Below are 13173 nucleotides of genomic sequence, written 5' to 3'. Positions count from 1 at the left end.
GCTAGTAGGGCCCAGCTATTGACCCCCTGGGGGCTGCGGACAAAATCTTGGAGTGCGTTTGGGGGACTTTGTCTCGTTGTTATGCACTCAGTGCTTGTCGGTGTTCGGCGATGGTGGTGTACCCGTCGCCGAGTGTCGACTTCAATCGTCTGTGGATGTAGAAGTCGATGTAGGTGTCAATATAGTCGCGCATCTGCGCCACCGTCATCGTTGACACCACAGGTCTGCCTTTGAGCAGTTCCTGTTTCATCGTGCCGAAGAACCCTTCGGTGCGCGCATTGTCGCCGCTGGTGGCTTTGCGTGACAGTGACGGGATGTAGCGCCACCGGTTGTCACACCACGCATCGGCCTGGCAGTCCGGGCAATCCAGGCTGTTGTGGGCGTGGTTGGTAATCAGGCTGACCCAGCGTGGGCTGCGGTAGAGCCCACCGCGGTCGGAATGGATGATTGGTTGCGCACCGTCGGGTTTTAGCTTGTCGATTCGCGCGATCATCTCGGCGACAAGATCGTGATTCGGTGACGTCGACATGGTCACTGCAATCGGCATCCCGTCGTAGAAATCGATCGCTGCCGACAGGAACAACTTCCCGTCTGGGCAGTGGATTTCGGTGACATCAGTGCCGATTTTCTCCCACGGCGCATCCGCGTGGAAATCGTGGGTAAGCCCTTTGGCGTCGGCGTGGTCGGTGAAGTACTGCGACGGTTCGATCACCGGGCGGGCCACATCCGAATCCCGGTCATCGTCGGTGCCGTCGGTTGGGGTGATCAGTAGCAGGTTTGCTGGCTTGTGGTCGGTTTCACCGGTGTAGGAGGAGTACTTGCCCGACGCCTTCGCTGGCGGGCGGCACCCCAGATCCGCCATGAGGGTGCGCACGATCTTTTCCGACACCGTATGCCCCATGATCTTCAACCAGGCGTGGATGCGTCGGTATCCGTAGCTTTGTCCGGATTCGGCCGCTGCCTGCAAGATCAATGGTTTAAGTGCAGCGCGGCGCTGTTCGCGCTGTTGCACCACCTTCGTGTGTTTGTGTCGGTGGTAGTAAAACGTCGACTGCGCAATCCCGACTACCGCGCATGCTTGCGCGATGGAAAACCCGTGGGCGTCCGTGAGGGCAACCACCACAGCGGCTTTCGCCGCGGTGGACAGCTCACCGTCACGGACGTCGTCTTTTCCCCGCGGCTCACCATCGCTCATGAGCACTTGGATAATGGCGTCTTTGACCGTTTCCCGGTCACGCATCTCAACAATGAGCTTTTTCAGCTCGTCCATGTCACTGGGTAAATCAGCGATATCGTCTACCGGACCAGGCCCCGGCAGCCACTCGTTGACTGGCCGTGGTGGTCGTTTCGCATCGGCTGCCTTATCGACTCGCTGCTGCTGATGGTTGCGTTGGACTTTGCGTTGCTTGCTCACGCGTTCCATTGTCGCCGCATAGGCCTCGTCGAATGTCATCGACGCTGCCAAAACGCGTTCGTCATCGTCGGGCCAATACCGCTTCGTCCAGGTCAGCGCCGCGGTGTCGTTGACGTCGAACTCCACAGCGATGTCACGCACCGTCGCCTGTGAGGTCAACCTGCGTGCGACAACTTTTGCGATGGTCTCAGCGTCGTAGGCGCGTCTGGCACCGTCAAAGCTCTGGCCGCGGCGCTTGGCTGCAACCCAGTTGCCGACCGTGTCTACCGACGGTCGGCGACCACACGCGTCTTCAGCCCAGTCGCAGACCTCACGGGCAGACGACCCAGCCAAAAACCTCTCAACCGCACCATCGCGGATATCAGATGGAAACCCTGCGGGCATCGGAATACCTTCCAGCCCCCAACACTCCAACTTTTTGTCCGCGCTCCCCTGGGGCAGAATAGCTGGATCCTACTAGCTGGGTTTAGCGGAAATGGTGCCGCGCGGGGCTACTGCACCGGCGCCCATTCCGGGCCGGTCTCGCCCAGCTCCGGGTCCAGCTTGGCAATCAGCGGCTGCGGCTTGGACAGCTCCGTGCCCGGGGTGACGTCCACGCGCTTCCACTCGGCCTGCTGCTGGGAGTAGTCGCCGGTGATGGTCAGGTAGGTCTGGCCCTTCTCCGGCAGGCCAGCGCCGACGAGGTTGAACTCCTCGTCGTCCCCGACCTCCTCGACGCGCGGCTCGGCGGCCCAGATGCCGGTGCGGCCCAAAGTCTCGTGGACCTTCTGCGCGGTGTGCGGCAAGAACGGGGTGAGCATGGCATTGCAGTCGGAGACGACCTGCAGCGCGGTCCACAGCACGGTAGCCAGGCGCTCGCGCTGGGAGTCGTCCTTGGCCAGCTTCCACGGCTCCTGCTCGGCGATGTAGGCGTTGGCCTCGCCAACGACGTGCATGATCTTCGTGATCGCGGACTTGAAGTGCGCCTTGCCCAGGGCCTCGCCGGCGGTGGTGAAGGTCTCGGCTGCGAGGTCGAGGATGCGCTCGTCGGACGCCTCGAGCGGGCCGGGTGCTGGGACCTGGCCGAAGTTCTTGTGCGCCATGGACACGGTGCGGTTGACCAGGTTGCCCCAGCCGTTCGCCAGCTCGTTGTTCACGCGACGGACAAACTCGTCCCAGGTGAAGTCCGTGTCGTTGTTCTCCGGGCCGGCCACGGCGATGAAGTAACGCAACGGGTCCGGGCCGAACTCGGCGAGGAAGTCCTTGACGTAGATGACCACGCCCTTGGACGAGGAGAACTTGGAGCCGGACATGGTGAGGAACTCGGAGGAGACGACCTCGGTGGGCAGGTTCAGCTCGCCGAGCTCGCGGACCGTGCCGCCGTTGGCGCCCTTGCCCGCGTATCCGAGCAGCTCCGCCGGCCAAATCTGGGAGTGGAAGGTGATGTTGTCCTTGCCCATGAAGTAGTAGCCCTCGGTGGCCGGGTCCTGCCAGAAGTCCTTCCATGCCTCCGGGTTGCCGGAGCGGTGCGCCCACTCAATCGATGCAGACAGGTAGCCCACGACGGCGTCGAACCAGACGTAGAGCTTCTTCGACGGGTTGTCCTGCCAGTCTTCCACCGGGATCGGGATGCCCCAGTCAATGTCGCGGGTCATGGCGCGCGGGCGCATGTCCTCCAGCAGGTTCAGGGAGAACTTCAGCACGTTCGGGCGCCAGTCCTCGCGGGTGGAAAGCCACTGCTCCAGCGCGTCGTGCAGCGCGGGCAGGTCGAGCATGAAGTGCTCGGTCTCGATGAACTCCGGGGTCTCGCCGTTGATCTTGGACACCGGGTTGATCAGGTCCGCCGGGTCGAGCTGGTTGCCGCAGGTGTCGCACTGGTCGCCGCGGGCGTCGGTGGCGCCGCAGATCGGGCAGGTGCCCTCAATGTAGCGGTCCGGAAGCGTGCGGCCCGTCGACGGGGAAATCGCGCCCTGGGTGGTCTCCCGAATCATGTAGCCGTTTTCGTTCAGGCCGCGGAACAGCTCCTGCACCACCGCGTAGTGGTTGCGGGTGGTGGTGCGGGTGAACAGGTCGTAGGACAGACCCAGGCCCGCCAGGTCCTCCACAATCTGCTTGTTGTAGCGGTCCGCCAGCTCCTTGACGGTCACGCCTTCCTTATCGGCCTGCACCAAAAGCGGGGTGCCGTGCTCGTCGGTGCCGGAGACCATGAGCACGTTCTTGCCCGTCATTCGCTGGTAGCGGGCGAAGACATCGGACGGCACGCCGAAGCCGGCGACGTGGCCAATGTGGCGCGGGCCGTTGGCGTACGGCCACGCAACGCACACAAGAACGTTGTTGTTGGTCTCGGAAGAAGTCATGGCTCACAGCATAAGTTATGGCCCCGTCAAGCACTGCACTGCTTGGCGGGGCCGCAACTTTAGAACGTCGAAAAGCGAAAGCTCCTAGCGCGAACGCGGATTGAGCATTTTCTTCACCTGCGCCTTGCGCTCTTCCAGCTGCTGCTGATCGCGGTGCATGCGACGCTCGATAGCCAGTTGACGGTTGAAGCGCTCCTGCTCCTTCTTGTCCAGGTAGATCGTGTCGTTGGACATGTCCTTGACAATCGCGAACATCAGCACGATCAGGATGATCAAGAACGGAGTTGCGGCCACGATGGTCACGGACTGCAGCGAGTTCAGCGCGTCCGAGCCACCGGAGATCAGAAGCGTCAGGCCGACGAATGCGGTGGCCAGGCCCCACATTGCGGCGAGCCACGGCTTCGCCTCGGTCTTACCGGACTGGGTCATAGACGCCATCACGGTGGACGCGGAGTCCGCCGAGGTGATGAAGAAGGTGCCCAGAAGGATCAGGGCAAACACGCCCATAACGTAGCCTCCCGGCATCGAGTGCAGCAGGTTGAACAGCTGCTCTTCGTTGGAGCCGCCGCCGACGATGGACTCGCCAGCCTGCTCCATCTTGATAGCGGTGCCGCCGAAGATGGCGAACCACACGGTGGACAGGCCAGCCGGAACCAGCATCACGCCGAGGCAGAACTCGCGCACGGTGCGGCCGCGGGAAATGCGCGCCAGGAAGGTGCCCACGAACGGGGACCAGGAAATCCACCAAGCCCAGTAGAAGATGGTCCAGCCGGAGAGGAACTCGCCGGCCTCGCCGTCCTGGCTCTCAGCGGTGCGCGCAGCCATTTCGAAGAAGTTCTGCAGGTAGTTACCAACAGCGGTCGGCAGCATGTTCAGCTGCGCCACGGTCGGGCCGAACACGAACACGAAGATCGCCAGGATTGCGGCAACGACCATGTTCGTGTTGGACAGCCACTGGATGCCCTTGGACACGCCCGACATTGCGGACAGCAAAAACGCCAGGGTGAGCACAGCCACGATGCCGATGATCAGCTTGTTGGACGGGTTCTCCACGAAACCGGAGGCTTCCAGGCCGGAGCTGATCTGCAGCGCGCCGAGGCCCAGGGAGCAGGCGGTGCCGAAGATGGTGGCGAAGACGGCGAAGGCGTCGATGAGCTTGCCCAGCCAGCCGTTGGCTGCTTTCTCGCCGATCAGCGGGATGAACGCGCTGGACAACAGCTGCTTGCGGCCGAGGCGGAACGTCGAGTACGCGATAGCCAGGCCGATGATGGCGTAGACGGCCCACGGGTGCAGCGTCCAGTGGAACATGGTCTGCGCCATCGCGGTGCCGACTTCGTGCTCGTCGTGGCCCGGCACACCGTCGAGGTACATCGCCAGCGGCTCGGCAGCGCCGTAGAACATCAGGCCGATGCCCATGCCGGCGGCGAACATCATGGCGATCCACGATGTTGTCTTAAACTCTGGGCGTTCGTCGGCGGTGCCGAGGCGGATGGTGCCGAAGTTCGACGCCGCGATGACGATGACGAAGGCGACGAAGATGGTGCCGCCGAGGACGAAGGCCCAGCCCAGGTTGTCAATGACCCAGCCGAACGCCCTGTCCGCAAAGTTGGAGAAGTTGTCGGGCGCGGCAAGGCCCCAGCCGACGATCGCCGCGACAATCACTGCCAGAGGAATGACGATGCCCCAGTTGATCGGGGCGTCATCTGCGTCGGCTTCGCTAACGACGCTTTCCTCAGGGTCTGTGTAATCGGGTTGCGCGCCGTCGCGGTCTGCGCGCAGCAGTGCGGCGATCTCGCCAACTGCGGAAGATTTTGCAGTCTTGATGGGATCCGTACTCCGCGGCTCCACATCAGGATCGTGGGGATCCCTTTGGAGATCACGCTGAGACATATAGTTCTCCTCGCAAATTTTCAGGGGTTTTCAAGAACCCAAGCAGGCTAGCGCAGATCACACCATTGTGCTAGCTCGCGCGCAGGGAACTATTGCTTATCGACGTCAGCTTCGCGCATCCAACGCGGCAGCATAGAGGTCTCTGACCTTCACTCCGTACTGCTTCGCCACCTGTTTCGCCGCATCCTTCATGCGCTGGCCGCCGTCGACCAGCTCCAGCACCAGACCGACCAGGTCCTCGGGCTCGGCCTGCTGCCCGGTGCCACCTTCGATCACCAGCGTGATCTCCCCGCGCACCCCGTCGGCAGCCCACTCGGCAAGCTCCCCCAGCGTGCCGCGCTTGACCTCCTCGTACGTCTTGGTCAGCTCGCGGCACACCGCGGCGCGGCGTTCGGGGCCGAGAACGTCCGCGGCGTCGATAAGCAACTGCTCAATTCGGTGCGGCGACTCGAAGCAGCACACGGCGCGGCGTTCGTACACGAGTGTTTCCAACCACGCGCGGCGCGCGCCGGTCTTCCGGGGCGCGAAGCCGTCGAAGATGAAGTGGCCCACGTTAAGCCCCGACAACGCCAGGGCCGTGGTGACCGCGGAGGGGCCCGGGATGCAAGTGACGGGGATGCCGGCGTCGTGGGCGGCGGCGACGATGGAGTGGCCGGGGTCGGACACCAGCGGCATGCCAGCGTCGGTGACAACGACGACGGTGCCGGCGCGTGCGGCGTCGAGAAGCTCCCGCACCCTCGATTCTTCGTTGTGGTCGAAGTTGGACACCACCCGCCCAGCGACTTCCACGCCGAGCGCCGCGGCGAGCGCGCGCGTGCGGCGTGTGTCTTCTGCGGCGATCACGTCCGCGGCCGCGAGCGCCTGCGCCAGCCGTGGCGACGCATCTGCCGCGTTGCCAAGCGGGGTGGCCGCGAGCACAACTCCGGCCGGGAGGTTCTGTGTCTGGTCTTGCTCGGCGGACATACCACGGGAGCTTACGCTCAAGGCGCTAATATCTTGCGTTGTGACCACTATCGCGAGCACCCCGAACCCCGCCGGACCGCCGTCCGGTGCAGACGCAACAACACCAGAGACGACGCGTTCCTTGCGGCCTGCCCAGCCGGCGCCCGAGGCCCCCGTGACTGTGCCTTGGACACGCCGCGACACCATCGCCGCCTCCGCAATCGGTGTGCTGGCGCTGCTCACCCGCTTTATCGGGCTGGTTCAGCCGACCAGCTCCGGCACCCCCGTCTTCGATGAGAAGCACTACGTGCCGCAGGCCTGGGACATGGTTGAAAGCTGGTTCAACCCAGTCTTGGGCGGCATTGAGTCCAACCCCGGCTACGGACTGGTTGTGCACCCGCCGCTGGGCAAGCAGCTGCTTGCGCTGGGCGAGATCCTCTTCGGCTACTCCCCGCTCGGCTGGCGCCTCATGACCGGCCTGTTCGGCACTGCGGTGATCGTGTTCGTGTTCCTGCTCGCGCGGCGCGTGAGCCAGTCCACCAACATTGCGATCGTCGCGGGCATCATCGCGCTTTTCGACGGCGTCCTGCTGGTCTCCGCCAAATTCGGCATGCTCGACGTCTTCCAGGTGCTGTTCGTGGTGATGGCGGGGTGGACCCTGGCCGGAGACATGCGGCAGGTGCACCACCGCTGGCATGACGCGTGGCTGGCCGGCAAACTCGAGGACGCGGGCCCGTTCGGCCCGCGCATGGGCTTTCGCTGGTGGCGCTTCGCCACCGGCGTGCTGCTCGGTCTCACACTGTCGGTGAAGTGGTCCGGCCTGTACTACATCATGTTCTTCGGCCTGCTGTCGTCGTTCTGGGACTTGTTCCTGCGCCGCCGCTACGGCGTGGAGAAGCCGATTTCGGGCACCCTGCTTCGCGACGTTCCGTCGGCGCTCGCCTCCATCGTGCTCATTCCCGCCGTGCTATACCTGTGGTCCTGGCGCGCCTGGTTCGCTTCTGAGACCTCCGTGTACCGCCACTCGCTTACCGACGGCACCATCGCCGGCTCCGACTGGCCCTGGCTGGCTAACCTGCCCGAGCCGATCGCAGGCTGGTTCTACTACCACTTCTCGGTGCTGAACTTCCACGCCTCGCTGACATCGTCCTCCGGCCACTCCCACCCCTGGGATTCCAAGCCGTGGGCCTGGCTGGTCTCGGCACGACCGATCCTCTACTACTCCGCCACCGACCTGGAGTGCTCCATTGCGTCCGGCGACGGCAAGTGCCGCGAGATGATCTACATGTTCGGCACCCCCGCCATCTGGTGGTTGACCGTGCCGGTGCTGCTGTGGGCGTGCTGGGTGTGGCTGACCCGCAAGGACTTCCGCGTCATCGTGCCGGTGATCGCGTTCGCTGCCGGCTTCCTGCCGTGGCTGGCCGCCTTTGACCGCCAGATGTACTTCTTCTACGCCACCGCACTGGTGCCGTTCACCGCGGTGTTGCTGGCCTTGGCGTTGGGCAACCTGGCCAAGAAGGGCGGGGCTGTGACGTGGACCTGGGTGAACAAGGTTGCAGGCTTTGAGATGCGCTGGGGCCAGCTCGTCGCCGTGGTCTACATCGCTTTAGTGGTGGCCAGCTTCATCTACTGGTCGCCCATCCTCTACGGCTTTAAGATTCCGGACACCTGGTACGAGTCCATCATGTGGCTGCCCAGCTGGAAGTAGCTAGTACGGCCGGGCGCCCAGCATCTGCCACGCCCGGCGCCACGCCCCACCACGGTCGGCCACCCAGGTCCACACCAACGCCACCAAACTCAGCAGCGGGATGAGTACCCCGGCGAGCTCGAACGCGCCGGTGCCCAGCACGAAATCGCGCACCGCGAACCCGACGGTGAAGGTGAACATCGTGCCCACAATGAGCACCACGCCCGGGATCTGCTGCGGGCGCCAGGCAGTAAAGCCCAACGCTAGCGCCACGCCGAAGCGAACGGACGCGGCGGACGCCACGACCGGCTCCTCTCCGCCGGAGAGGATCAGGCGCACGGCCCACAACACCCACACCACGGCTACCCCGCCGAGCAGCACACGCCCCACGCCCATGCCGAGTTCGCGGCGGCGGGCGTAGCGGCGCCACTCGTTGTCCACGCCCGCGAGGATCGCGGCAGATAGGTCCTGCGGCGGAGCCATTGCGTTGTCCCCACCGAGTGACTGGGACAGGGCCAGGCTACGGTCCAAAAAGGCCCGGCACTCCGCGCAACCGGACACGTGGGCGTCGACGATGGCGTCGTCGAGTTCAGCCTTCTCGCCGTCGATGCGCGCGGACAGCGCCGCCTGGACCTCCTCGTGGCTAACCACGCGTGAGCACCCCGTCCAGGCTGGCACGGCCAGTGCCGAAGACGGTGATGATAAACAGCGCGGCGGCGAGCACGAGAGTGTACTCCACTCCCCCGGCCTCGATGAAAAAGCCGTTGTCCAGGTGCACGAAGTACCCGGCGGCTAAAACGAGGAGGGCGAGGAGCGACGCGGTGATCGTCGTTAAGAGCCCCACTGCTAAAAACGCGCCACCGATGAGCTCGACGGTGCCGGTGAGGTAGGCGGACAGCTGCGGCTGCGGCACCCCGAGTGCCGCGAACTGGCGGCCAGTTTCGGCCATGCCCGTCTCGAACCAGTGGTTGTAGCCGTGCGCCACAAACACCGCGCCCAGCACAAGCCGGAGTACAAGCAGCGCGAAGTCGCGGACGGCGGGCCTATTCATGCCGATTAGCGTACCCGTGGAACCGAACGGGGTAGAACTGAGTCCAATACATATGACTGATCTTCACACCACACCAGAAACCAATCCCGAATCCGGCTGGCCCATCATCGGCGACGACGGGCGAGCCCGCCCGCCGTGGGCCGCCGCCGACCCACTTTTGCGCGAGTACTACGACACCGAATGGGGCATGCCCGTCACCGACGAGCAGGGCATGTTTGAACGCGTCTGCCTCGAGGGCTTCCAGGTGGGGCTGTCGTGGCGTCTGATCCTGCAAAAGCGCGAGGCCCTGCGCGCAGCCTTCCACGGCTTCGACCCAGAAGAGGTCGCGGGTATGAGCATCGAGCATTTGCTTGGCGACGCTTCCTTGATCCGCAACCGGCGCAAACTCGAAGCTGCAGTGAAAAACGCCCAGGCAACGCTCAACCTGCGGGAACAGGGCACGCACCTGGGCGAGTTCGTGTGGTCCTACCAGCCGGCGAACACGCCGGTGCCGCGCACGATGGCGGAGGTGCCGACGCGCTCGGCCGAATCCGAGCAGCTGGCGAAGGATTTGAAGAAACGCGGCTTCACCTTCGTGGGGCCGGTGACCATGTACGCGCTGATGGAATCCACCGGCATCATCGACACCAACCTGGTGGGCACGTGGCGCCGCGGGGCGTCCGGGGTGTGGGCGTAGGCGGCGTCTAGTCGTCGTCCATGTCCGCGAAAGCGTCCTCGACGGAGTCGTGCTCCTCGCGGGAGGCCTCCCAGACTTCCTTGGCGGCGGAGAGGTTGATGGCGGCTATGATCGCGCCGACAACGATGTCGAACCAGGCGGTCTCCCACACGAACGTGAGCAGGCCAGCGGCGATGATGAGCAGATTGGCCAGCGCGTCGTTGCGCGCCGCCAGCCAGGCGCCGGTGGCAAGCGACGAGCCTTCGCCGCGCAGCTGCATCAACAGGACCGCGCAGATCACGTTGACCACCAGGGCATCGAATGCGATGCCGGTCAGCCCCTCCGGCGACGGCGCGACCGGGTTCATGATCTTGGCGACGACGGTGACAATCGCTGCCACCGCCGGGACGAGGATCAGCGCTGCGAGCACGCTGCCGGCGGTGCGGCGGCGCGCGGCCGGCCACGCCACGGCGAAGAACACCAGCAGGTTGATCGCGGTGTCCTCGAGAAAGTCGGCGGAGTCCGCGAACAGGGACGCCGACCCGATGGCCACCGCACCCGCGAACTCCACGAAGAAGTAGGCCAGGTTCAACAGCGGGTGCTGTTGCAAAGTTGGGGCAGTAGAAAGACCGGCGTGAAATAATCACGGCCATGGGCATCTTCTCCGGTCGGCATTTCCCCCGTGAAATCATCCTGTGGGCGGTGCGGTGGTACTGCCGCTACGGCGTGAGCTACCGCGATCTCGAAGAGATGATGACCGAGCGGGGTGTGCCAGTCGATCACACCACGATCTACCGCTGGGTGCAGAAATACGCCCCTGAGTTGGATAAGCACACTCGGTGGTACCGGCAGGTACCCGACTGGCAGGCCCGGTCCTGGCGGGTGGATGAGACCTATATTCGGGTCGGCGGCACGTGGTGCTATCTCTACCGGGCTATTACCGCCGGCGGGCAGACCCTGGACTTTTATCTCTCTCCGAAGCGCAATGTCGCGGCGGCCAAGCGTTTCCTGGCCAAGACGCTGCGATCGAATACGACAGCCGGGTCCCCGCGGGTAATTAATACAGATAAGGCACCCTCCCTGGCCAAGGCGATCTCCGAGCTGAAGGCGGAGGGAATCTACCCTCAGACGGTGGAGCACCGTCAGGTGAAATACCTGAACAACGTTCTCGAGGGAAATCATGGCCGGTTGAAACGAATCCTGGGACCGAAGGGGGCGTTCAAAAATCGGACGTCTGCCTACCGGACGTTGAAAGGGATGGAAGCGATGCATTCATTGCGGAAAGGTCAGGGCACGATGTTTGTTTATGGGCACCCCAATCCGGACGCGGTGATCGTCAACCGGGCCTTCGAGACGGCCTGAGAACGCCGGCACGCAGCGGCCATCAGGAAATGAGAAACTGGGTCGTCTCGGCTCTCCGCCCAACTTTGCAACAGCACCGTTGTAACCACCCACTGTCTTGGCTACCAAGGCCGTTGCCCGCAATGGATTATCAATTCACCGCAGATTAAATAGCAAATGTACAAAACGATGCCTCAATCGTGGGCCACGGAGCTCGCTGGGAAAGACATTTCCGGGAAAGATATGTCCAACTATGACCTGACGGATATCAATCTCGAAGGAAGCATATGCAAAGGATGCTCGTTTCGCGGCTCCATGGTGGCATGGGCTAACTTGAAATCGGCAGATTTCACCGACGCAGATTTTACGAACGCAATTCTTAGCGAGTCAGACCTTCGTGGAGCGACATTAACGCGCGCGAATTTTACGAACGCATATCTGGTACCTGTTACCGCCAGTCCAAGGCAATTCTCTGAATGTACAGGTTTGGATGCAAGTAATGCGATACTTTATAGCCCCTGATTGCGCCTACATGAATTCCGTTCAAGCCCTACGGTGTATCGGGCGTTGAAAAACGCATAGCTACCGCGATGGGGCGGGTGAATATACGCCCCACAGTACATGCCGTATGTTTAGGCATATGGCACGGCATACGCTTTAGCATATGTCCCGCCCATATGTAGTCCGGTGCTGTTGCAAAGTTGGGGCAGTAGAAAGACCGGCGTGAAATAATCACGGCCATGGGCATCTTCTCCGGTCGGCATTTCCCCCGTGAAATCATCCTGTGGGCGGTGCGGTGGTACTGCCGCTACGGCGTGAGCTACCGCGATCTCGAAGAGATGATGACCGAGCGGGGTGTGCCAGTCGATCACACCACGATCTACCGCTGGGTGCAGAAATACGCCCCTGAGTTGGATAAGCACACTCGGTGGTACCGGCAGGTACCCGACTGGCAGGCCCGGTCCTGGCGGGTGGATGAGACCTATATTCGGGTCGGCGGCACGTGGTGCTATCTCTACCGGGCTATTACCGCCGGCGGGCAGACCCTGGACTTTTATCTCTCTCCGAAGCGCAATGTCGCGGCGGCCAAGCGTTTCCTGGCCAAGACGCTGCGATCGAATACGACAGCCGGGTCCCCGCGGGTAATTAATACAGATAAGGCACCCTCCCTGGCCAAGGCGATCTCCGAGCTGAAGGCGGAGGGAATCTACCCTCAGACGGTGGAGCACCGTCAGGTGAAATACCTGAACAACGTTCTCGAGGGAGATCATGGCCGGTTGAAACGAATCCTGGGACCGAAGGGGGCGTTCAAAAATCGGACGTCTGCCTACCGGACGTTGAAAGGGATGGAAGCGATGCATTCATTGCGGAAAGGTCAGGGCACGATGTTTGTTTATGGGCACCCCAATCCGGACGCGGTGATCGTCAACCGGGCCTTCGAGACGGCCTGAGAACGCCGGCACGCAGCTGCCATCAGGAAATGAGAAACTGGGTCGTCTCGGCTCTCCGCCCAACTTTGCAACAGCACCCTTTGTCGCCATGTTGGGCTCCTCGGTGTTGCGGTGACGTTGCGCAACTGTGTTGCGTAACTGTTGCGTATAGACTTCATACCACGGCAGCACATGGCAACGTGTGGCAACAAAGGAATAGTGCACCTACCAGGGCAGATACAACAAAAACCCCTGGCCAACCATGACCAGGGGTTTTATCGAATTGTGGAGCTAAGGGGAATCGAACCCCTGACCTTCGCATTGCGAACGCGACGCTCTACCAACTGAGCTATAGCCCCTTGGGCACGCTCGTTACGTTACTCCTCCCCCACGCGCCGGTTAAATCGCCAGCGCAGAGGAGGTTTTT

General features: G+C 62.9%; 12 protein-coding genes and 1 tRNA gene. 5 read left to right on the top strand and 8 right to left on the bottom strand.

Features of this window, described 5'->3' with window-relative positions; genetic code table 11:
- Positions 1-79 precede the first annotated feature (79 nt).
- The 4 genes from CIHUM_RS03660 to rsmI all read right to left on the bottom strand — a co-directional run bounded on the left by CIHUM_RS03660 (position 80) and on the right by rsmI (position 6603).
- A complete protein-coding gene (locus tag CIHUM_RS03660; protein ID WP_148363864.1) occupies positions 80-1798 on the bottom strand; it encodes an IS3 family transposase in 1719 nt (572 codons plus the stop codon).
- 107 nt (positions 1799-1905) lie between these two features.
- Entirely contained in the window at positions 1906-3750 is a 1845-nt protein-coding gene (metG, locus tag CIHUM_RS03655; RefSeq protein ID WP_034999507.1) for a methionine--tRNA ligase, read from the bottom strand.
- Positions 3751-3834: 84 nt separating this feature from the next.
- Positions 3835-5640, bottom strand: a complete 1806-nt coding sequence (locus CIHUM_RS03650) for a BCCT family transporter (protein WP_034999505.1) — start codon at positions 5638-5640, stop codon at positions 3835-3837.
- A 105-nt stretch (positions 5641-5745) separates the two neighbouring features.
- On the bottom strand, positions 5746-6603 hold the full coding sequence (rsmI, locus tag CIHUM_RS03645; protein ID WP_034999503.1) for a 16S rRNA (cytidine(1402)-2'-O)-methyltransferase: 858 nt from the start codon (positions 6601-6603) through the stop codon (positions 5746-5748).
- Positions 6604-6643: 40 nt separating this feature from the next.
- On the opposite strand from rsmI, the gene CIHUM_RS03640 reads away from it, so the two are divergent.
- Positions 6644-8290 carry a dolichyl-phosphate-mannose--protein mannosyltransferase gene (locus tag CIHUM_RS03640; protein ID WP_051106441.1) on the top strand — a complete coding sequence of 549 codons (1647 nt, stop codon included), beginning with the start codon at positions 6644-6646 and terminating at the stop codon, positions 8288-8290.
- Here the strand turns inward: CIHUM_RS03640 and CIHUM_RS03635 are convergent, their stop codons facing one another.
- Both CIHUM_RS03635 and CIHUM_RS03630 read right to left on the bottom strand, forming a co-directional pair.
- Complete coding sequence (locus CIHUM_RS03635) at positions 8291-8920, bottom strand: zf-HC2 domain-containing protein (RefSeq protein WP_034999500.1); 630 nt, start codon at positions 8918-8920, stop codon at positions 8291-8293.
- Positions 8913-9320, bottom strand: coding sequence for a DoxX family protein (locus CIHUM_RS03630; protein ID WP_034999498.1), 408 nt, complete (start codon positions 9318-9320; stop codon positions 8913-8915). Before CIHUM_RS03630 ends, CIHUM_RS03635 begins: the two co-directional genes overlap by 8 nt.
- Positions 9321-9372: 52 nt before the next feature.
- Between CIHUM_RS03630 and CIHUM_RS03625 the strand changes: the two genes are divergently transcribed.
- Positions 9373-9996, top strand: a complete 624-nt coding sequence (locus CIHUM_RS03625) for a DNA-3-methyladenine glycosylase I (RefSeq protein WP_051106440.1) — start codon at positions 9373-9375, stop codon at positions 9994-9996.
- 7 nt (positions 9997-10003) lie between these two features.
- Here CIHUM_RS03625 and CIHUM_RS03620 read toward each other — a convergent pair whose 3' ends face one another.
- Positions 10004-10585: a cation efflux transmembrane domain-containing protein gene (locus CIHUM_RS03620; RefSeq protein WP_273680237.1), complete on the bottom strand. Its 582-nt coding sequence runs from the start codon at positions 10583-10585 to the stop codon at positions 10004-10006.
- A 41-nt stretch (positions 10586-10626) separates the two neighbouring features.
- Between CIHUM_RS03620 and CIHUM_RS03615 the strand changes: the two genes are divergently transcribed.
- From CIHUM_RS03615 to CIHUM_RS03610, 3 genes are all read left to right on the top strand, one after another.
- The gene (locus CIHUM_RS03615; protein WP_273680236.1) at positions 10627-11337 is read left to right on the top strand and encodes an IS6 family transposase; all 711 of its coding nucleotides are present in this window, start codon (positions 10627-10629) and stop codon (positions 11335-11337) included.
- A gap of 156 nt (positions 11338-11493) precedes the next feature.
- Entirely contained in the window at positions 11494-11838 is a 345-nt protein-coding gene (locus CIHUM_RS11035; RefSeq protein ID WP_049358518.1) for a pentapeptide repeat-containing protein, read from the top strand.
- 218 nt (positions 11839-12056) lie between these two features.
- On the top strand, positions 12057-12767 hold the full coding sequence (locus tag CIHUM_RS03610) for an IS6 family transposase (protein WP_148363867.1): 711 nt from the start codon (positions 12057-12059) through the stop codon (positions 12765-12767).
- Positions 12768-13032: 265 nt separating this feature from the next.
- Here the strand turns inward: CIHUM_RS03610 and CIHUM_RS03605 are convergent.
- A tRNA-Ala gene (locus CIHUM_RS03605) sits at positions 13033-13105 on the bottom strand.
- Positions 13106-13173 lie beyond the last annotated feature (68 nt).

It is taken from the genome of Corynebacterium ihumii, assembly GCF_028609825.1.
Classification (GTDB): domain Bacteria; phylum Actinomycetota; class Actinomycetes; order Mycobacteriales; family Mycobacteriaceae; genus Corynebacterium; species Corynebacterium afermentans.
Note: the sequence above shows the minus strand (reverse complement) of the source record. Positions and strands in the feature narration are given on the sequence as shown.